Raw genomic sequence first — 19,744 nt, 5'->3', positions numbered from 1 at the left:
CGCCGCGCGGCCCGCCGGGGCGCGGACCGCGGCCGCGCGGGCCGGGGCCGGGCGCAGGCTTCGCGCCGCGCTCGTCGGCGACGCGCTGCCAGAGCGGTCGTCCGTCCGTGGAGGAGGGCGCGGGCGTGGAGGAGGGCGCGGGCAGGAGCGGCTCCACCTGCGGCTCCTCGATCCGGGAGCCGGGCGGCGGCGGCCGGACGTGGCCTTTGCGGATGACGACGGGACCCTGGGACTCGGGCTTCTTCTCTTCCGGCATGCGGGCCGTCTTATAGCAGAGCCCTCGCGTCTCGCGTAAAAGGGGCGCATGGCCGAGCGGCGCGTCGTCGTCTTCCTCTCCCACGCGGACGCCGAGGCGCTCCGGCTCGCGGGGGCCTGCGCCCTCGCCGCGGGGGCGATGGGCGACCGGGTGGACGTCTACCTGCTCGGGCCTGCGGTCCCCGCCGTCGTCGCGGCCCACGACGACGAGCGCGACGAGCCCGGCGGGCTCCTGCACCGCGCCAGAGAGGCGGGCGCCTGCCGCCTCGTCGCGTGCAGCGCCAGCGTCGTCGAGCACCGGGTCGCGCTCGCGGACGCCGAGCGGGCGCTCGACGCCGTGGTCGGCTGGCCGACCATCATCGAGTGGAGCCGGGGCGTGGTCGATCGGTACTCGTTCTAGCCCGATCGGGATCCCCTCCAGCGGCCAACCGGGGCTCCTCCCCCAGCAGCGGCAGGCGCTCGCCCGGCGGGCCGTGTGTCGTGCGCCAGTGCGGAAGATGGGCGAGGCGCCGGGCGTTTCCGGGTACGCCCATCCCTGGAGCTCTCAATGGTCGCCCTGTCACTCGATCCGCCTCCGTCTTCCCGAAACGGACGCTCGCCGCGCGCCGGCCTCCGACGCCTCGGGCTGCTCGTCGTCCTGCTGGCCGGTCTGAGCGCCGGCTTCGCCGCCGGCCGGTACACCGCGCCGGGCGGGCGCTTCCCGCTCGCGTCCTCGCGCGAGAAGGGCGCGCCCGCCGCCGCGGCCACGCCGTCCGCGGCACCCGCCGCGCCCGGTGTCGTCCCGGCTGCCGCCACCGCCCCCGCGGCGCCGGTGCCGGTGAGCGCCACGCCCGCGGCCCCCGCGGCGCGCGCCCCGGCTCCGGCGGCCCTCTCCGGCCCGCGCCGCATCGCGACCAGGCTCTCGGGCGCGCTCGAGGAGTCCATCCGGGCCGCGATGCCCGCCCAGGACCGCCCCTTCTCGGACCAGCTCACGCAGGTCGTGAACCGGCTCCTCGTCTGGGACCTGCAGGTCTCCCGTGACGGCCGCCGGGGTGACCAGATCGAGCTCGTCTACCTCCCGCCGGGGACGCTCCCGCCTGGCGCGCCGGGCGCGAACGAGCCGGTGGTGGAGGCGATCCGCTTCGCGTCGCAGAAGCTCGGGCGCACCGTCGCGGTCTACCGCTTCCAGGCGCAGGGGTCGCGCTGGCCGCACTACTACCGCGTGGACGGGAGCGAGCTCGAGGAGCGGCTCGTGACGGTGCCGGTCGCGGACTACGACCAGGTGACGTCGCTGCTGCGCGACGGCCGGCGTCACAAGGGCGTGGACTTCCGCACGCCGGTCGGCACGCCGGTCTTCGCCACGTTCGACGGCGTGATCGAGCGGCGCAACTGGAACTTCGCCGGGAACGGCAACTGCCTCGACGTGAAGGACCCGGCCACGGGCCGGCACGCGATCTACCTGCACCTCGAGGTGCTGCCGAAGGACATGGTCCCGAGCCGTCGCGTGAAGAAGGGGGAGCAGATCGCGCTGTCCGGCAACAGCGGCCACTCCTTCGCCGCGCACCTGCACTACCAGATGGAGGACTCGAAGGGGACGATCCTCGACCCGTTCGCGGTCCAGCCGACCCATCGCGTCGCGCTCGACGCGGGGCAGCGCCCGGCCTTCGACACCCGTCGCACGGCCCTCGACGCGCAGCTCTCCGGGACCGTGGTCGCGTCCGGGGCGCCGGTGCCGGCCGCGACGGCCCCTGCCGCGCCGATGGCCGTCGCCGCCCCCGCGCGGTAGGCGCCGCCCGGTTCGCCCGCGCCGCGTCGCGGGCGGTCGTGCTCCCGACTCCGAACGCGCCACTCCTCGTTAGCGCCTCTCGGTTGGGTCGAGCCCGTCGCGAGGCACACGATGCCGTCGCCGAGCCGGGGCACACGACGACGGAGCAGCGCAGGCGTGCCTGGAAGGCACGTCGAGCAGCGGACGGAGGAGTCTGCCCGGCGCAGGCAGGCAGCGTGCGCCGCAGCAGGGCTCAGCCCAATCGAGCGGCGCTGTAGACGATCGGTCGAAACAAAAAGGGAGCCGCCCGAGGGCGGCTCCCTATTCATGCTTGGGTCTTCGGTGCGGCGGCCTAGACCTTCCGGCCGCCCTCCTTCGCCCACTTCTCGAGCATCTCGGTCGTGACCGACTTCGGACGCTCGATCGCGAAGGTGAGACCGCGGTCCCAGGTGATGTTCGCGAGGACGCCCAGCGCGCGGCCGACGCCGAAGAGGACCGTGTAGAAGTCCTCCTCCGTCACGCCGTAGTGCACCTGGATGACGCCCGAGTGCGCGTCGACGTTCGGCCACGGGTTCTTGGTCTTGCCGTGCTCGGTGAGCACGCCCGGCGCCACCTCGTAGATCATGTTCACGAGCTGGAACAGCGGGTCGTTCGGCAGGTGCTTCTTCGAGAACTCGTTCTGCGCCGTGAACCGCGGGTCGGTCTTGCGGAGCACCGCGTGGCCGTAGCCCGGGATCACCTGGCCGGCGTTCAGCGTGTCCCAGAGGAACTGCTTGAGCTGCTCCTTGGTCGGGACCTGGTTGTTCAGCTTCTTCATCGTCTGCTTGATCCAGCCGAGCACCTCCTGGTTCGCGAGGCCGTGCAGCGGGCCGGCGAGGCCGTTGAGGCCGGCGGAGAGCGACAGGTACGCGTCGCTGAGCGCCGAGGCGACGAGGTGCGTCGTGTGGGCCGAGACGTTCCCCGACTCGTGATCCGAGTGGAGGATGAAGTACATGCGGGCGACGTCGTCGTACGGATCGGCGATGCCCATCATGTGCGCGAAGTTGCCGCCCCAGTCGAGCTTGGGATCGGCCGGGATGAACGTGTCGCCCTTGTACTTCATCCGGTAGATGTACGCGGCGATCACGGGGAGCCGCGCGAGGATGTCCATCGAATCCTCGTACATCGGGTCCCACATGTCCGTCTTCTTCATCTGGCCGGTCGAGTACCGCTTCGCGAACTTCGACTCGCGCTGCATCGCGAGGAGGGCGGTGGAGAACATCGCCATCGGGTGCGAGTCACGCGGCATCGCGCGGAGCACGTCGAACACGTACTGCGGGACGGCAGCGCGGGCCTTCCAGTCCGCGACCACCTCCATCGTCTGGTCGATGGTCGGGATCTCGCCGGTGAGCAGGAAGTAGAAGAAGCCCTCGACGAAGGGCTGCTCCTTGCCGGGAACCTTCGGGAGCGCCGCGAACGTCTCCGGGATGGTCTTGCCGCGGAAGCGAATGCCTTCCTGGGGATCGAGGTACGAGATGTCCGTGACCAGGCAGCGCACGTCGCGCGCGCCGCCGATGGCCTGGCCGATGTTGACCTTGTCGATCACCACGTCGCCGAATTCCTTGTTCAGCTTCTGGATCCGGGGACGGAAGGCTTCGATCTTCTGCTTCAGCGTCTGCTTGAGAGTGGACTCAGCCATGTGGTCACTCCAGCCTGAGGAAGGTTGTGCTGCCGTGAGTGCGGATGTCTGCGAGGAGCCTGAATCCTACTCGCGCGGCGGCCCCACGCGCAAACGCTAACCTCCCGTATTCTTTAGTAGAGTCTCGCTGTCGATTTTCGCGTGCCGACCGCTCGTTCCTGCGCTCGCTCGCGCACGCGACCGGCCGCCACGCGACGCGGCGACACGAACGCGCGCGGGGGGCGCGGCGAGGCGCCCTGCGCGAGGCAGCGACGCCGCCAGCGGGAGCGTACCGACCCCGGATCAGACGCTGGAGCACGCGCCGGAGGGCAGCCGTCTCGCGCGCCCGGCGCGCGCGGCCGAACAGGGGCGGGGGCGACGCCCCAGCGTCACGCGTCGGCGGGGAATCGGGTTCAGCGCCGGAGGCCGGCTGCGAGCGCCGCCGCGACCTCCGCAGCCACCGCCCCCGAGGCGCGGCGCGGCTCCGCCGGCGCGGGGGCGCCGGTGGCGGAGGCCTCCGTGGCGGAGGCCTCTGCGGCGGCGGACTCCACGATCTCTGCAGGGTCCTTCGCCCCCGGCTTCTCGCCGGCGCCCGAGCGGCAGCTCCGGCACCAGGGCTGGTTCCGGATCGCGCCGTCCGCCATCTTGCGGAGCCCGAACTGCGAGAGCGGCCGCATCTTGTGGCACTTCAGGCACATGAGGGTGATGAACACCTCGTTGCCGTTCGCGTCGTAGACCGACGACTGCCGCCGGCGCGGCTTCGCCGCCCCCGGCCCCTTCTTGCTCTTCACCGGCGCAGGCTTGGCGATCTCGCCCTTCGCGATCGCAGGCGCCACCATGACCTTCACGGCCATCTCTGGAAACCTCCGCGGAGGGACGGCCCTCCGTCACGGCCTCTTCTCACGGCCTCTCTTCTCACGGCCTCTTCCTCGGCGCCGCGCCGAGGCGCGCCCGAGGAGAGCGCAGGCGAGTTGGAACAACGGCGTTGCGACCCTAGTAACTCCCTCTGACAATGGACCGCGGACCGATGGCCGGCGCGCGTCTCGGCGCGTGGGCGGTCCCGATCTCGGCGGATCGCGGCTTGCAATGAGTGAGCCTCGCGCGGCGCATCTCGGGGTTTCCGAGGGATGTCGGAAGCCGGACCGCCGCGGATCGGTGCAACGGCCGGCCAGCGGTGCCTCTTCTCGAGGCACCGGCGCCGGCGAGAGGGAGACGACGGGTGATCACTCAGCTCCTCGTGGATCTCGTGGTGCTGCTCGCGGCCGCGAAGGTGGGCGGGCTCCTCGCGGAGCGGCTCGGACAGCCGGCGGTGCTCGGGGAGCTCGGCGCCGGCATCGCGCTCGGCGCGTTCGGCCTCGCCGGCGTCCACGGGCCGGCGGCGATCGCCCATGATCCGGTGATCGAGGCCCTCGCCGAGCTCGGCGTCGTCCTGCTCCTCTTCGAGGTCGGCCTCTCCACGCGGCTGGCGGATCTGATGAAGGTCGGGGTGTCCGCGTTCCTCGTCGCGTGCATCGGGGTGGTGGTCCCGATGGCCCTCGGGTTCGGGGTCGGCGCCTGGCTCCTCCCCGGGGCGAGCCCCCTCGCGCACCTCTTCCTCGGCGCGGCGCTCTCGGCGACGAGCGTCGGCATCACCGCCCGCGTGCTGCGCGACATGGACCGGATCGCGTCGAGCGAGGGGCAGATCATCCTCGGCGCGGCGGTGATCGACGACGTCCTCGGTCTCCTCGTGCTCGCCGTGATGGTCGGGCTCGCCGGCGGGGGCGCGGGCGGGACCTCGGTCGCGACGCTCGCCGCCGTCGCCGCGAAGGCGGTCGGCTTCGTCGTCGGCGCCCTCGTCCTCGGGCGCCGCGCGGCCCCGCGGCTCTTCCGGCTCGCGGCGCTGCTCGCGGGGAAGGGCGTCCTCTTCACCCTCGCCCTGATCGTCTGCTTCGGGCTGGCCTGGGCGGCCCACGCCGCCGGCCTCGCGCCCATCGTGGGCGCCTTCGCCGCCGGCCTGATCCTCGAGGGCGTCCCGTTCGCGGAGCTCGCCGGGGAGGAGTACAGGCTGGAGGAGCGCCTCACGCCGCTCGCGGCGGTGCTGGTCCCGCTGTTCTTCGTCCGCATGGGGCTGAACGTGGATCTGCGGTCGATGGCGACCGGCTCCGCGGGCCTGGCGCTCGCGCTGGCCGTCGCCGCGATCGTGGGGAAGCAGGCGTGCGCGCTCGCGGTCGTGACGCCCGGCGCGGACCGGCTCGCGGTCGGGCTCGGGATGATCCCGCGCGGCGAGGTGGGGCTCATCTTCGCGAGCATCGGGCGGACGCTCGTCGTGAACGGGCGGCCGCTCCTCGAGGAGGGCGAGTTCGCCGCGATCGTGGCGATGGTGCTCATCACCACGGTCGTCACGCCCCCGCTCCTCCGCTGGCGGCTCGGCCGGCTCCCTGCGGGCGCGGCGTCGGGGGTGGTCCAGCCGGGCGCGCTCTGACTCGCCTTTCGGTGTTTTTCGAGCATGCACCGGAATGAGCGAAGCTCGAGTCCGATGAAGCGGGGGCAGGCTCCTCCCTGCGCTGCCCGGTGAACCCGACCAGGCCGGCGAGCGCCGTCCGGAGGCCCCCCGAGGTAGGAGGGCGATCGATCGCCCGGGCACATGCGGCCGCGCGGGCCAGATCCTACTTTCTGGGAGAGCCCCCGGATGGACGCGCCGATCCCGACTTCCGCGGCCCGTCGCGACAACGGCGCCCTCGTGCGCATGCGCCACGTGGGGAGGGGAGCCGCGCTCTCGGCGGTGGTGATCGGGGCCGCGGTGCTCGCGCGCTGGGCGCTCGGCGCGGAGGGTGCTCGCGTGGGAGGGCCCGCCTTCCAGGTGCAGCCTGCCGCGGCCGCCGGGCTCGTGGTCGCGGGGGTGGCGGCCCTGCTCGCCGGGCGTACCGGGACGGGGGCGGCGAGCGCGGCGCGTACGCTCGCGCTGCTCGCCGCCGGGCTCGGCGTCCTCGCGCTCGTGCTGCACCACGTGGGGTCCGGCCTCCTCGCGCCGGGCGGCCCGGTCGCGTCGGCCGGACCCGCCGGGCTGGGGCGCGTGGCGCCCGGGGTGGCGCTCTCGCTCCTCCTCGTCGGCGGCGCTGTCCTCGCGTTGACCGGCGGCCGCGGCGGGGCGACGGCGGGCCAGGGGCTCGCGCTCGCGGCGGCGGCCCTGCCGCTCCTCGCGCTCGTCGGCCACGCCTATGACGTCCGGCCGCTCCTCGGCCCCCCGGCGCTCTCCGCGATCCCGCTCCCCAGCGCGCTCGCGCTCTTGCTCCTCGACGTGGGCGTGCTCTTCGCGCGCCCCGGCGCAGGCTTCGTCGCGGATCTGGCGTCGCCGGGCGGCGGGGGCGCCATCGCCCGCCGCATGCTCGTCTACGCGGTGGCGTTGCCCTTCGCCGTGGGCTGGGGCGCCCTCGCCGTGGCGCCCGCCGGCCGGGAGGGCGCCAGCGCGGTGGCGGTCGTCGTCGTCGCCCTCACGGTCGTCCTGGTGCTGCTCGCGCTCCGGGACGCGCGGGCCCTCGACCGGATGGAGGCGGCGCGGGATCGCGCCCGCTCGGACCGGGAGGCCTCGCGCCGGGAGCTCGCGCGGGCCCTCGCGCGCGAGCACGAGGCGCGCGCGCACGCGGAGTCCGCGAGCCACGCCCGCGACGAGCTCCTGAACGCCCTCTCGCACGAGCTGCGGACGCCCCTCAACGCGATCCTCGGCTGGACCCGGCTGCTCGGCGACGGGGCCGGCGACGCGGAGCGGCTCGCCCGCGGCCTCGCCGTGATCGACCGCAACGGGCGGCTCCTCGCCCACCTCGTGTCGGACCTGATCGACATGTCCCGGATCTCGCGCGGCGCGATCCGGATCGAGAAGGTGGAGGTCGAGGCGGCCGCGGCCGTCGAGGCCGCCCTCGAGGTGGTGCGCCCGGCCGCCGTCGCGAAGGGGATCGCCCTCCGCTGGACCGTCGCGGGGCCGATCCCGCCGGTGCTCGGGGACGCCGCCCGCGTGCAGCAGATCGCGTGGAACCTCCTCTCCAACGCGGTGAAGTTCACGCCCGCGGGCGGGCGGGTGGACGCGCTGCTCGCGGCGGCGGGGCAGGAGGTGGCGCTCACGGTGGAGGACACCGGCGCGGGGATCCCGTCGGACTTCCTCCCCCACGTGTTCGAGCGCTTCCGCCAGGCGGACGGGTCGGACGCGCGGCGGCACGGCGGGCTCGGCCTCGGCCTCGCCCTCACGCGCGAGCTCGTGGCGCTGCACGGCGGGACGATCGAGGCGGCGAGCGCCGGGGCTGGGCGCGGCGCCACCTTCCGGGTGGTGCTGCCGCAGGCGCCGCGGCCCGCATCGGCGGCGGCGCCGCCGGCGCGGGTGGAGCGGCCGCGGCTCGGCGCCGCGCGGATCCTGGTCGTGGACGACGAGGCGGACTCGCGGGAGCTCCTCCTGCAGCTCCTGCTCTCGTGGGGCGGGCGCCCGGTGGGCGTCGCGTCCGCGCGCGAGGCGCTGGAGGCGCTCGACCTCGCGGGGCCCGAGCGTCCGGAGCTCCTCGTCTCGGACATCGCCATGCCCGGCGAGGACGGCTGCGCCCTCGTCCAGGAGCTGCGGCGGAGGGAGCGCGCCCGCGGGGACCTCCCGGTACCGGCGGTGGCGCTCACCGCCTTCGGACGTCCGGAGGACCGGCACCGCGTGCTGGCGGCGGGCTTCGACGCGCACGTGCCCAAGCCGGTGGAGCCGGACGCGCTGCGGGCGGTCCTCACCGGGCTCCTCGGGCGCGGACCCGCGGCGGCGCCGACGGTCGAGGGGCCGCCGCCGCGCGCGGAGCCGGCCGTGCGTCCGGGCGGGGGCGGCGCGGACGCGGTCGCGGCGGGCTGACGGCGCGCATCGCCCTGCGCCGGCGCTGGTCAGCGCCGGAAGTGCACGCGCTCGAGCACCTGGAGCGCGCCGACGAGCGTCACGATCGCCGCCGCGGTGATGGCCGGCTTGCCGGAGGCGCGGAACCAGGCGAGGAGCCCGGGGACGGCGAGGAGGAGCCCGAGCACGAGCCCGAGGCTCACGCCCGCGACGTTCACGTGGATCCACCCCATCACCAGGACCACCTCGAGCGCGCTCGCGACGAGGGCGAAGGCGGGGAGGGCACGGCCCTGGGCGGTGAAGAAGAGGAGCGCGGAGGCGGCGAGGGCGGCGACCGCGAGGTACACCTGGATCGTCATGCCGGCGCTTGTATGCCGGGCCGGGCGGCGTCCGCAAGCGAGCGGCCGCCGGGCGGCCCGCCGACGGCGGCCCTACTTGCGCCCCAGGATGGCCCGCAGCACGTACGGCATGATCCCGCCGTGCCGGAAGTACTCGGCCTCGATCGGCGTGTCGATCCGGACCGTCACCGGCACGTCGTCGCGCCGCCCGTCCGCGCGGTGCACGACCAGGGTCGCTCGCTGCCGCGGCCGGAGCGCGCCCGCCACGCCCGCCAGGTCGAACGTCTCGGTGCCGTCGAGGGCGAGCGTCCCGGCCGACACGCCGTCCGGGAGCTGGCAGGGGAGCACGCCCATCCCGATGAGGTTCGAGCGGTGGATCCGCTCGAAGGACCGCGCCACGACGAAGCGGACGCCGAGCAGCATCGTGCCCTTCGCCGCCCAGTCGCGCGAGGAGCCGGTGCCGTACTCCAGGCCCGCGACGACGCAGAGCGGGACCTTCTCGCGCGCGTACTCGAGCGCGGCCTCGTAGATCGAGAGCCGACGCCCCGTCGGCTGGTGCACCGTGACGCCGCCCTCCGTCCCGGGGGCCATGAGGTTCCTGATCCGGACGTTCGCGAAGGTGCCCCGCACCATCACGTGGTGGTTGCCGCGGCGCGACCCGTAGCTGTTGAAGTCGCGGACGGCCACGCCCAGCCCCTGCAGATAGGCGCCGGCGGGGGACGTCGCCTTGATGGCGCCGGCCGGGCTGATGTGGTCGGTGGTGACCGAGTCGCCGAAGATCGCCAGCGGCCGCGCGCCGACGACGTCCCGGACCTCGCCCGGCTGGAGGTCGAAGGGCGTGAAGTAGGGCGGCTCCTGGATGTACGTCGAGGCGGGGTCCCACTCGTAGACCTTCCCGCCGCGCACGGGGAGCGCGTTCCAGCGCTCGTTCAGCGAGAGGTCCGCGTAGTTGTCGCGGTACGCGGCGGGATCCGACGCCGCGGCGCGGAGCGCCTCGACCTCCGCCGCCGTGGGCCAGACGTCGCGCAGGTACACCGGCCGACCGTCCTTGCCGACGCCGAGGGGGTCGTGCTCGAGGTCCACGTCCACCCGGCCGGCGATGGCGAAGGCGACCACGAGCGGCGGGCTCATGAGGAAGTTCGCCTTCACCGACTGGTGGACCCGCGCCTCGAAGTTGCGGTTGCCGGACAGCACCGACGCGCCCACCACGTCGTGCGCGGTGACGACCTCCTCGATGCGCTCGTCGAGCGGCCCCGAGTTGCCGATGCAGGTGGTGCAGCCGTACCCGACGACCTGGAAGCCGAGCGCGTCGAGGTCCGCCTGCAGCCCCGTGCGCTCGAGGTAGCGCGAGACGACGCGCGACCCCGGGGCGAGGGACGTCTTCACGGTCGGCTTCACGGTGAGCCCCCGCGCGACCGCCTTCCGCGCGAGGAGCCCGGCCGCGAGCATCACGCTCGGGTTCGAGGTGTTCGTGCACGAGGTGATCGCCGCGATGAGCACGTCGCCGTGCCCGATCTCGACGTCGGCGTCGGCGAGGCGGCGCGCCGCCGGCTGCGCTACGTCGTCGCCCGTCGGCCGGTTGTTCATCATCTCGAACTCCGTGAGGAGGCTCGTGTCCCGTCGGCCGTCGGGCGCGCTCTCGGAGTCCTGGAGCCCCCCGCTCCGGCCGGAGGCGCCGGCCTTGCCGTCGCCGTAGCGGTAGCGGCGGCCGAGCTCCGCGGCGGGCTTGCCGAACCCGGTCGCGTCCCGGCGGGTGAGCAGGTCCGCGAAGGTGCGGCCGAGGGCCGGCAGCTCGATCCGATCCTGCGGGCGCTTCGGCCCGGCCACGGCCGGCCGGATCGAGCCGAGGTCGAGCTCGATCACCTCGCTGTAGTCCACCTCGCCCGGCCGCGGGATCCGCAACAGCCCCTGCGCCTGGTGGTAGGCGCGGAAGGCGTCCACCACCTCGCGCGCGCGGCCGGTCAGCTCGAGGTAGCGCACCGACTGCTCGTCCGGCGGGAAGAAGCCGAGGGTGGCGCCGTACTCCGGCGCCATGTTGGAGAGCGTCGCGCGCTCCGGCACGGGCAGCGTCTCCGCGCCGGCGCCGAAGTACTCGACGAACTTCCCGACGACCTTCGCCTTGCGGAGGAGCTCGGTGACGCGCAGCACGAGGTCCGTCGCGGTGACCCCCTCGCGCAGCGCGCCGGAGAGGTGGACGCCCACCACGTCCGGCGTGAGGAAGTAGGTCGGCTGCCCCAGCATCGCGGCCTCGGCCTCGATCCCGCCGACGCCCCAGCCGACGACCCCGAGCCCGTTCACCATCGGCGTGTGCGAGTCGGTCCCGACGAGGGTGTCGAAGTACGAGAGGCCGTCCTTCTCGAGGACGCCGCGCGCGAGGAACTCGAGGTTCACCTGGTGGCAGATCCCGATGCCGGGCGGGACGATGCGGAGCCGCTCGAACGCCTGCGTCCCCCACTTCAGGAACTCGTACCGCGGGAGGTTCCTGTCGAGCTCGAGGTCCATGTTCCGCTGGAGCGCGTCCGGCACCGCGAACGCGTCCACCTGGACCGAGTGGTCGATCACGAGGTCCACCGGGACGAGCGGCTCGACCGCGAGCGGGTCCTCGCCGAGCCGGGCGACCGCGGCGCGCATGGCCGCCAGGTCGACGAGGAGCGGCACGCCGGTGAAGTCCTGGAGGAGCACGCGCCCGACCACGAACGGGAGCTCGCGGGTGCGCTCCGCCCCCGGCCGCCACTGCGCGAGGGCCCGGACGTCCTCCTCGGTCACGCGCTCGCCGTCCACGTTGCGGGCGAGGGACTCGAGCACGATCCGCAGCGACACCGGCAGCCGGGAGATGGGCCCGAACCCCTTCTCCTCCAGGGCGGGCAGGGAGACGAGCCGGCCGGTCTTGCCCGGTGACGGCTCGTAGGGGGTGACGACGCCGAGCGGATCGTTCATGGTAGGCCTCCGTCCTCCGTCGGAGTTGTATCGGCGGGAGCGGACGCAGCAAGCGGCGCGACGGGTGATCCGGCGAGGGTGCAGGCCCCGCCCGCGGCACGCCAGGAGGTCGTCTTTGTCGGTCCCATCCGAGCTGTACCGGCCGTCGCTCGCGCTCCTCACGGACTTCTACGAGCTGACGATGGCGTACGCCGCCTGGAAGAGCGGCGTTGCGAGCCGCGAGGCCGCGTTCACGCTCACCTTCCGCAACAACCCCTTCCACGGCGGCTTCACGGTGGCCGCGGGGCTCGAGCACGTGGCGGACTTCGTCGAGCACCTCCGCTTCGACGAGGAGGATCTCGCCTTCCTCGCCGCGCGGCGGGGCGTGGACGGGGCGCTGCTCTTCGAGCCGGCCTTCCTCGAGGCGCTCCGGCGGCTCGAGGTGGACGTGGACGTGGACGCGGTGCCGGAGGGGACGGTCGTCTTCCCGCAGGAGCCGCTGGTCCGCGTGAGCGGCCCGGTGATCCCCTGCATGCTCCTCGAGACGGCGCTCCTCGCCGTGGTGAACTTCCAGACGCTCGTCGCCACGAAGGCCGCGCGGGTCTGCCTCGCCGCGCAGGGCGAGCCGGTCCTCGAGTTCGGCCTGCGGCGCGCGCAGGGGATCGACGGCGGCCTCTCGGCGAGCCGGGCGGCGTACATCGGGGGCTGCGCCTCCACCTCGAACACCCTCGCGGCGCGCCTCTACGGCATCCCTCCGAGCGGCACGCACGCGCACTCCTGGGTGATGCTGCACGACAGCGAGGAGGAGGCCTTCGCGGCGTACGCGCGGGCGATGCCGGCGAACGGCGTCTTCCTCGTGGACACCTACGACTCGCTCGAGGGCGTCCGCCACGCCATCCAGGCGGGCCGGTGGCTCCGCGAGAACGGCCACGAGCTGCTCGGGATCCGGCTCGACTCGGGCGACCTCGCCTGGCTCTCCATCGAGGCGCGGCGGCTGCTCGACGAGGCCGGGTTCCCGAAGGCGGTGATCTTCGCCTCGAACGAGCTGGACGAGACCATCATCCAGAGCCTGAAGGACCAGGGGGCGCGCATCGCGGCGTGGGGCGTCGGGACCCGCCTCGTCACCGGCCAGGGCGACGGCGCCCTCGGCGGCGTCTACAAGCTCGGGGCGGCGCGCGCCTCGCGCGACGCGCCGTGGCAGTACAAGGTGAAGGTCTCGGAGCAGGCGTCGAAGACGACCATCCCCGGGCTCCTCCAGGTCCGCCGCTACGCGGGCCAGCGCGGGTTCCTCGCCGACGTGATCTACGACGAGGCGCTCGGGGTGCCCGCTCCCACGGTGATGGTCGATCCGCTGGACCCGACCCGGCGTCGCGAGCTCGACCCGGGCACGCCCGGGGAGGACCTGCTCGTCCCGGTGTTCCGCCGCGGGCGGCGGGTCTACGACCCACCCCCGCTCCAGTCGATCCGGGCGCGCACGCAGGCGCAGCTCGCCGGCTTCCACCCCGGCGTGAAGCGGTTCGTGAACCCGCACCAGTTCCCCGTCGGCGTCGAGCGCGCGCTGTACGAGGTCCGCACCCGGCTCGTCCTCGAGGCGCGGCGGGCCCCGGGGTAGCGCCCGCTCAGAGCGGGCGCACCATCCGGTGCGCGTCCCAGCGCTCTCCGCTGCGGCGCGGGTAGGCGCGGAGGACGAGGCCGCGATCCTCGAAGCCGTGGGCGAGGTAGAGCGCGCGCGCGGCGACGTTGTGCGGGAAGACGTGCAGCACGACCTCCGGGGCCCCGGCCTCGCGGGCCCAGTCGAGCGCGGCGCGCAGCAACGCCGTGCCGACGCCGCGGCGGCGCTGTCCGGCGGCGACCAGCATCCCGAGCTCCGGGCGGGCCCGGCCGACCAGCGCGACGAGCCCCGCGGGCGGCGCGCCGGGCCCCTCCTCCGCGAGGAGCAGCGTCCCGTCGCCCGTCGCGAGGAGCGCCTCCCAGGTCCGGCGCACCTCCGCGCGTTCGATGGGCGCCTCGCTCGCGAGCCAGCGCCCCTCCGCGCACACGGCCTCGAACAGGTCGAGGCTCGCCTCGAGATCGGCCGTGGTGAGCCGGCGGACGCGCACGGTCACGACGGTAGCACCCGGTCCGGAGCGACCCGCAGCTCCCTGGCGGGCACCACGCCCCGGAGCAGCCGTCCGGGCGACGAGCCCGGCACGCTGTCGGTGGATGTGGCGCAGCGGCGTGCATCGGGATCGCCGGCCTCATGGCATCACGCGGACAGGACCGGGGATCTCGGGTAGGGTAGCCGGGACATGAGCACCCCGAACCCGTGGACCGTCGTCCAGGCCGCCGACTACGAGCGGCACATGGGACCGGACGGCCTCGATCAGCTCGCGCCGCTCTCGCAGCTCTTCCAGCAGGCGTACCTCGCGGCGCAGCCGGATCGACTGCTCGTGGTGGGGTGCGGCACCGGGAACGGGCTCGAGCACGTGGACCCGGCGGTCACGCAGCGCGTGGTCGGCGTGGACGTGAACCTGCAGTACCTCGGGATCGCGCGGCAGCGCTTCTTCCAGCTCGGGCCCCGGCTGGAGCTGTTCTGCAGCGAGGCGGCCGCCTGGCGCGCAGCGCCGGGGAGCTTCGACCTCATCCACGCCGCGCTGGTCTTCGAGTACCTGTACCCCGAGGTGCTCGTCCGGAAGATCGCCGAGTGGCTCGCCGGCGGCGGCGCGTGCTCGGTGGTGCTCCAGCTCCCGGGCGGCCAGGGGCCCGAGGCGCCCTCCAAGGCGCTGCGGATCATCGAGAAGGCCATGAAGCTGGTCCCGCCCGACGAGCTGATGCGGCTCTTCGAGACGTACGGGATCCCGCTCCGGCGGCAGGAGACCATTCCGCTCCGGCACGGGAGGAGCTTCTGGGCCGGGACCTTCGGGCGCGACCCGGCGCAGAAGTAGGGGCGCGGCCGGCGGGCGCGCGGCGAGGGACGGGCCGGCGAAGGGCTCGGGGCCCGGGCGCCAGGCTGTGCGAGCGCGCCCGAGCGTGAGCCCCCCGGGGCGCGGAGCGCCTCGGATCGAGGCGAGCCCGCTGTCCGCGACGTAAGCTCAGGGCCTGTGAGGAAATCTTCGGACCGAGCCAGGCGAGCGAGACGCGAGCAGCGCGAGGCGCGACGACCGAGCATAGCCATAGGCTATGTGAGGGAGGAGCAACGACGCGATGCGACGCGTATCGTTCGCCGCGGCGACGGGAGAGGGTTTCTTCACAGGCTCTCAGGGGAGGTCGAGCGCGAGGTCGCAGATGCTCTGTCCGTACTGCCGCACCGAGAACGCCGACGGCGCGATCCGCTGCGCGGCGTGCACGAGCTGGCTGGTCGATCGACCGCCCGTCCGGGAGTGGACGCGCGCCCGCGAGGGGAAGCTCATCGCGGGGGTGTGCCGGGGGCTCGCGAACCGCTTCGGCCTGCCCATCGCGGCGGTGCGGGTCGTCTTCCTGCTGTCCGCCGCGATCGGGCTCTGGGGGCTCCTCGTGTACGTCGCCCTCTGGATCGCGATGCCCCTCGAGCCGCTCCCGTCGCCGGCCGCGACGCCGCCCGACACCCGGGTGACGCGGCCGCCGGAACGAGTTTGAGGATTCAGAGCACCCCCGTGTCGCCGAGCTGCAGGCGGTCCCCCTCGACCCGCCCGAGCAGCCGCAGCAGGCCGTCGAGCAGCGTCACCGGGTGCGGTGGGCAGCCGGGGATGTACAGATCGACCGGCACCCCGGGGAGCCCGCCGTCCACGCCGTCGTGGCACGCGGGGCTCCCGGCGAACGCGCCGCCGGAGATGGCGCAGGCGCCCACCGCGATGACGAGCTTCGGCGCCGGCGTCGCCTCCCAGGTGGTCCGGAGCGCGGCGCGCATGTTCTCCGTGACCGGCCCGGTCACCACGATGCCGTCGGCGTGCCGCGGCGAGGCGACGAACTGGATCCCGAACCGGCCGAGGTCGAACTGGATGTTGCCGGTGGCGTTGAGCTCCGCCTCGCACCCGTTGCACCCGCCCGCGGAGACCTGCCGCAGCCGCAGCGAGCGGCCGAAGAGCCGCTTCATGCGCTCGTCGAGCGCGCGCGCGAGCAGCGGCGCGTCGCCGCGCACCGCGAGCTCCGGGCGCGTGCGCATCGCGAGCCGGTAGTCGCGGGTGAACCGGATCGCGCCGGCCGGGCAGGCCTCCTCGCAGGCGCCGCAGAACACGCAGGCGCCGAGGTCGAGGGCGAGCTCCGAGGTGCCCGGGCGCAGGACGGCGTCGGTCGGGCAGGCGGCGGCGCACGCGGCGCAACCGCCCGCGCAGCGTGCGGGGTCGAGGGCGGGGCGGCCGCGGAAGCGCGCCGGGAACCGCGCCGGGCCGTCCGGGTAGGCGATGGTCTGGTGACCGAGGCGGAGGCGCTCGCGGAGGATGCCGATCACAGGTCGTGCCCGCAGTAGGAGAGGTTGAAGCTCTTGTTGCAGAGCGGGAAGTCGCTGATCTGCTGCCCGCGCAGCGCGAGCTGCAGCCCCATCCAGTCGTGGAACGAGGGGTCCACCAGCTTGTACCGGGCGATCCGGCCGTCCGGCCCGGTCCGGACCGCGTGGCAGAGCTCGCCGCGCCAGCCCTCGACGAGCGAGACGACCAGCGCGTCCGGCCGCGGCGGCGGCACCGGCGCGCGCAGCGGGCCGTCCGGGAGCGCGGCGAGGGTGGCCTGGACGAAGGCCGCGGAGGCCGCCGCCTCGTCGAGCCGGACGCGCGCCCGGGCGGTGACGTCCCCGGCCTCCTGGACGGAGATCGGGATCGGCCGCGCGGCGTACGGGGCGAACGGGTGCGTCGCCCGGACGTCCACGGGGAGGCCGCTCGCGCGCGCGGCCGGGCCGACCAGGCCGAGCTGCCGCGCGAGGGGCGTGGGGACCACGCCGGTGCCGTCGGTCCGGTTCCGCACCGAGGCGGCGCGGAAGAAGACGCGCGCCGCGGCGGCCACCTGATCCCAGGCCGCGGCGAGCCGCGCGGCGAGGCGCGCCGCGGCGTCGGCGGGCAGGTCGAACCGGACGCCCCCCGGCACCACCAGCCCGCGGCCGAAGCGGTTCCCGCACAGCTCGGCGAGGGCGTTCAGGAACTGGGCCCGGAGCGCGCCGCAGGCGCTCGAGGTCGGCAGGAACCCGATGTCGGTCGCGATCCCGCCGAGGTCGCCCACGTGGTTCGCGAGCCGCTCGAGCTCGAGCGCGACGGCGCGCAGCGCGGCGGCCCGCGGCGGCGCCTCGACGCCCCCGAGCGCCTCGAGCGCCCGCGCGTGGGCGAGGGCGTTCCCGACCGCGGTGTCGCCCGCCACGGACTCGATCCGCGCCACCGTGCGCCGGTCCGGGCCGCCCTCGAGCAGCCGCTCGACGCCGCGGTGCTGGTACCCGAGGACGATCTCGAGGTGGAACACGTTCTCGCCGTGGCACTGGAACCGGAAGTGGCCGGGCTCGATGATCCCGGCGTGCACCGGCCCCACCGCCACCTCGTGCACCTCCTCGCCCTCGACCTCGAAGAACGGGTAGGCGCCGGGGATCGTCTCGAGCGGCCCGGCTCGCCCCCACGGATCCGGCCCCGGGCGGCGCGGGCGCTCGAACCGCACCGGCTTCGGCCAGGGGTGGCCCTCCGGGACGACGCCGTACTGCTCGGCGAGCTCCCGCTCGAAGAGCTGGAGCGCGGGGCACTCCGCGGCGAGCGACGGGATCGCGCGGTCCACGACCGTGGAGAGCAGCCCGACCGCGTGCTCGCCGTCGTCCGCCAGGACGGCGGTGAGGCGCACGGCCCCGTCCGGCCCGGCGTCCCCGAAGTACGCCACCACCCGGCTGCCGGCGGTGAGCGCGTCGGCGACGATCCCCTGGAACCCGTCGAGCGGGAGGAGCGGCACGTCCGCGGTCCGGACCGCCTCGCCGCTCCGCGCGCGGAGGACGCGGCCGCTCACGGGGCACCTCCCACGAGCGACGCGGCGGCCTGGAAGAGGTCGAGGAGCCGGCGCGGGACCCACACCCCGAGCAGCAGGACGAGCAGCATCAGCGCGAGCGGCGGCCCCGCCGTGAGGGCGGCGTCGCGGAACTTCGCCGGGACGGGCGCGTCGCCGGGGTCGCCCTGCACCACCCGGAGCACCGCCGCGCCCATGGCGACGAACACCGCGGCGAGGAGCACGAGGAAGAGCGCGGCCACCACGAAGCGGCGGCCGCCGAGGGCGCCGTCGAGGATGGCGAGCTCGCTGTAGAACGGCGAGAAGGGCGGCGAGCCGGTGATCGCGAGGAACCCCGCGAGGAAGGCGGCGCCCGACACCGGCAGCCGGCGCGCGGCGCCGCGGATCTGGTCCACCCGCTTCGAGCCGAAGGCGCGCTGGATGTTCCCGGCGGTGAGGAACAGCACGCTCTTGGCGAGCCCGTTGTTCACCATGTGGAAGAAGGCGCCGGCGCTCGCGGCGCCGCCGAGGCCGACGCCGAGGGCGAGGATGCCCATGTGCTCCACGCTCGAGTAGGCGAGGAGGCGCTTCACGTCGCGCTGCCCGACGATGAAGGTCACCGCCACCATCATGGAGAGCAGGCCGATGCCCACCATGCTCCTCCGGGCGAAGGGGCCCTCGCCGGCGGCGTTGCACACCTGGAGGACGCGGACGAGGGCGAGGAAGGCGATGTTCGTGACGCCGCCGGAGAGCAGCGCGCCGAGCACGCCCGGGGCCTCCCCGTACGCGTCGGGCTTCCAGGCGTGGAACGGGGCGAGCCCCATCTTCGTGCCGTAGCCGGCGAGCAGGAACACGAAGGCGGCGCGCACCCACGGCCGCGAGAGCGCGGGGCCGCCGGCCACGAGCTCGCCGACGAGCAGCGAGCGCGGCCCGCCCGGCCCCGCCGACGCGAGGGCGAGGAAGAAGGTGCCCAGCAGCGCGAGCGCGATCCCGAGCGAGCAGACCATCAGGTACTTCCAGGTGGCCTCGAGCGAGAGCGCGTCGTGCTTGAAGTAGATGAGCGGCGCGGTGGAGAGGGTGGTGAGCTCGATCACCACCCAGAGCAGGCCGAGGTGCTGGGCGAGCGAGACCGCGGTCATCGCGGCGAGGAGCACGAGGAGGCTGCCGACGAAGACCCGGTTGTCGCGCTCCGGGTGCACCGCGAGGTACCCCTGCACGTACACCGCGCAGACGAGGAACACCACGCTCACCGTGGAGAGCGCGAGCAGGCCGGGGGCGTCCACGGCGAGCCACCCGCCGAGGGTCGGGCCCGGGCGGCGGACCCAGAGGACGGTCACCCCGGCGGCGTGGAGGGCGGCGCCGGCGAGGAGCACCCGCGGGCGCAGGCGCGCCGCGGGGAGCGCGAAGGCGACCGCCGCGAGCAGGAGCGGCGCGAGGACGAGGAGGGGGAGGAGCACCGGTCAGTCCCTCAGGCTCGAGAGCCTCCGCGTGTCGAGCGACGAGAACTCGCGGTTGATCTGGAACATCACGATCCCCATCACGAAGACGGCGGCGAACAGGTCGAGCAGCACGCCCGCCTCGACCATCACCGGCATGAAGTCGCTGAGGAGCAGGCCGAAGACGAAGACCCCGTTCTCGAGGACGACGAACCCGAGCACCTGGGCGACGGCCTTGCGCCGCGTGACGACGAGGAGGAGCCCGGTCCAGACGGTGGCGAGCGCGGTCGGGACGAGCAGCGCGTGCCGCTCCGCGATGGGCAGGGGGAGCGCGCCGGAGAGGGTGAAGGCGGCGACGACGCCGATCGCGCCGGCGACCAGCGAGGGCACGAACCCGACGATGGGCTCGAGCTCGCGCGCGATCGACGCCTCGCGCATCGCCCGCAGCATCATCCCCGGGATGACGAGCCCCTTCACCACGAGCGCGCCGAGGGCGAGCGCGATCACGTGGATCGTCTGGTGCGCGCCGGTGGCGAGCAGGACGGGCAGGGGCGAGAGCAGCGCGCCCTGGAGGGCGACCGTCCGGATCGCGCCGCGCAGCCGGCTCGAGGCGAGGACGAGGAGATCCAGCACCACGACGAGGACGAAGAGGAAGCTGGTCAGGGAGGGCAT

The 19,744-nt window shown here is 74.5% G+C and carries 16 protein-coding genes and 1 pseudogene; 7 read left to right on the top strand and 10 right to left on the bottom strand.

Translation table 11 applies throughout. The features are described 5' to 3' along the window. Positions 1–256, bottom strand: a pseudogene (locus MNZ27_RS09860) (RNA-binding protein); the annotation flags it as partial. Positions 257–304: 48 nt separating this feature from the next. Here MNZ27_RS09860 and MNZ27_RS09855 point away from each other — a divergent pair. Next, positions 305–655, top strand: a complete 351-nt coding sequence (locus MNZ27_RS09855; RefSeq protein WP_242393878.1) for a DsrE family protein — start codon at positions 305–307, stop codon at positions 653–655. Between the two features lie 147 nt (positions 656–802). Next, positions 803–2,020 carry a M23 family metallopeptidase gene (locus tag MNZ27_RS09850; protein ID WP_242393877.1) on the top strand — a complete coding sequence of 406 codons (1,218 nt, stop codon included), beginning with the start codon at positions 803–805 and terminating at the stop codon, positions 2,018–2,020. A gap of 331 nt (positions 2,021–2,351) precedes the next feature. Here the strand turns inward: MNZ27_RS09850 and MNZ27_RS09845 are convergent, their stop codons facing one another. Together MNZ27_RS09845 and MNZ27_RS09840 are read right to left on the bottom strand one after the other, a co-directional pair. After that, positions 2,352–3,677, bottom strand: a complete 1,326-nt coding sequence (locus MNZ27_RS09845) for a citrate (Si)-synthase (RefSeq protein WP_242393876.1) — start codon at positions 3,675–3,677, stop codon at positions 2,352–2,354. A gap of 392 nt (positions 3,678–4,069) precedes the next feature. Next, positions 4,070–4,510 (bottom strand): hypothetical protein, encoded by a 441-nt coding sequence (locus MNZ27_RS09840; protein ID WP_242393875.1) that lies wholly within the window; start codon positions 4,508–4,510, stop codon positions 4,070–4,072. 365 nt (positions 4,511–4,875) lie between these two features. On the opposite strand from MNZ27_RS09840, the gene MNZ27_RS09835 reads away from it, so the two are divergent. Both MNZ27_RS09835 and MNZ27_RS09830 read left to right on the top strand, forming a co-directional pair. After that, the gene (locus MNZ27_RS09835) at positions 4,876–6,117 is read left to right on the top strand and encodes a cation:proton antiporter (RefSeq protein WP_242393874.1); all 1,242 of its coding nucleotides are present in this window, start codon (positions 4,876–4,878) and stop codon (positions 6,115–6,117) included. Between the two features lie 207 nt (positions 6,118–6,324). Then, positions 6,325–8,505 (top strand): hybrid sensor histidine kinase/response regulator, encoded by a 2,181-nt coding sequence (locus tag MNZ27_RS09830; protein WP_242393873.1) that lies wholly within the window; start codon positions 6,325–6,327, stop codon positions 8,503–8,505. A 29-nt stretch (positions 8,506–8,534) separates the two neighbouring features. Here MNZ27_RS09830 and MNZ27_RS09825 read toward each other — a convergent pair whose 3' ends face one another. Next, positions 8,535–8,843: a hypothetical protein gene (locus MNZ27_RS09825; RefSeq protein ID WP_242393872.1), complete on the bottom strand. Its 309-nt coding sequence runs from the start codon at positions 8,841–8,843 to the stop codon at positions 8,535–8,537. A 72-nt stretch (positions 8,844–8,915) separates the two neighbouring features. After that, on the bottom strand, positions 8,916–11,759 hold the full coding sequence (acnA, locus tag MNZ27_RS09820; protein ID WP_242393871.1) for an aconitate hydratase: 2,844 nt from the start codon (positions 11,757–11,759) through the stop codon (positions 8,916–8,918). 115 nt (positions 11,760–11,874) lie between these two features. On the opposite strand from acnA, the gene MNZ27_RS09815 reads away from it, so the two are divergent. Further along, positions 11,875–13,350: a nicotinate phosphoribosyltransferase gene (locus tag MNZ27_RS09815; RefSeq protein WP_242393870.1), complete on the top strand. Its 1,476-nt coding sequence runs from the start codon at positions 11,875–11,877 to the stop codon at positions 13,348–13,350. 7 nt (positions 13,351–13,357) lie between these two features. Here the strand turns inward: MNZ27_RS09815 and MNZ27_RS09810 are convergent, their stop codons facing one another. Then, entirely contained in the window at positions 13,358–13,843 is a 486-nt protein-coding gene (locus MNZ27_RS09810; RefSeq protein WP_242393869.1) for a GNAT family N-acetyltransferase, read from the bottom strand. A gap of 183 nt (positions 13,844–14,026) precedes the next feature. Between MNZ27_RS09810 and MNZ27_RS09805 the strand changes: the two genes are divergently transcribed. After that, complete coding sequence (locus MNZ27_RS09805) at positions 14,027–14,662, top strand: class I SAM-dependent methyltransferase (protein WP_242393868.1); 636 nt, start codon at positions 14,027–14,029, stop codon at positions 14,660–14,662. Positions 14,663–15,002: 340 nt separating this feature from the next. Then, positions 15,003–15,332 carry a PspC domain-containing protein gene (locus tag MNZ27_RS09800; RefSeq protein ID WP_242393867.1) on the top strand — a complete coding sequence of 110 codons (330 nt, stop codon included), beginning with the start codon at positions 15,003–15,005 and terminating at the stop codon, positions 15,330–15,332. Positions 15,333–15,336: 4 nt separating this feature from the next. Here MNZ27_RS09800 and MNZ27_RS09795 read toward each other — a convergent pair whose 3' ends face one another. From MNZ27_RS09795 to MNZ27_RS09780, 4 genes are read right to left on the bottom strand one after another with little or no spacing between them, the layout of a single operon-like run. Then, complete coding sequence (locus MNZ27_RS09795; RefSeq protein ID WP_242393866.1) at positions 15,337–16,143, bottom strand: NADH-quinone oxidoreductase subunit B family protein; 807 nt, start codon at positions 16,141–16,143, stop codon at positions 15,337–15,339. After that, positions 16,140–17,660 (bottom strand): hydrogenase large subunit, encoded by a 1,521-nt coding sequence (locus tag MNZ27_RS23995; RefSeq protein ID WP_242393865.1) that lies wholly within the window; start codon positions 17,658–17,660, stop codon positions 16,140–16,142. The genes MNZ27_RS09795 and MNZ27_RS23995 overlap by 4 nt, the downstream gene beginning before the upstream one ends. After that, positions 17,657–19,093, bottom strand: coding sequence for a complex I subunit 5 family protein (locus tag MNZ27_RS09785; protein WP_242393864.1), 1,437 nt, complete (start codon positions 19,091–19,093; stop codon positions 17,657–17,659). Before MNZ27_RS09785 ends, MNZ27_RS23995 begins: the two co-directional genes overlap by 4 nt. Before the next feature lie 3 nt (positions 19,094–19,096). Further along, entirely contained in the window at positions 19,097–19,744 is a 648-nt protein-coding gene (locus tag MNZ27_RS09780) for an NADH-quinone oxidoreductase subunit K (RefSeq protein WP_242393863.1), read from the bottom strand.

The organism is Anaeromyxobacter oryzisoli, from assembly GCF_022690765.1.
Classification (GTDB): Bacteria; Myxococcota; Myxococcia; order Myxococcales; family Anaeromyxobacteraceae; genus Anaeromyxobacter; species Anaeromyxobacter oryzisoli.
Note: the sequence above shows the minus strand (reverse complement) of the source record. Positions and strands in the feature narration are given on the sequence as shown.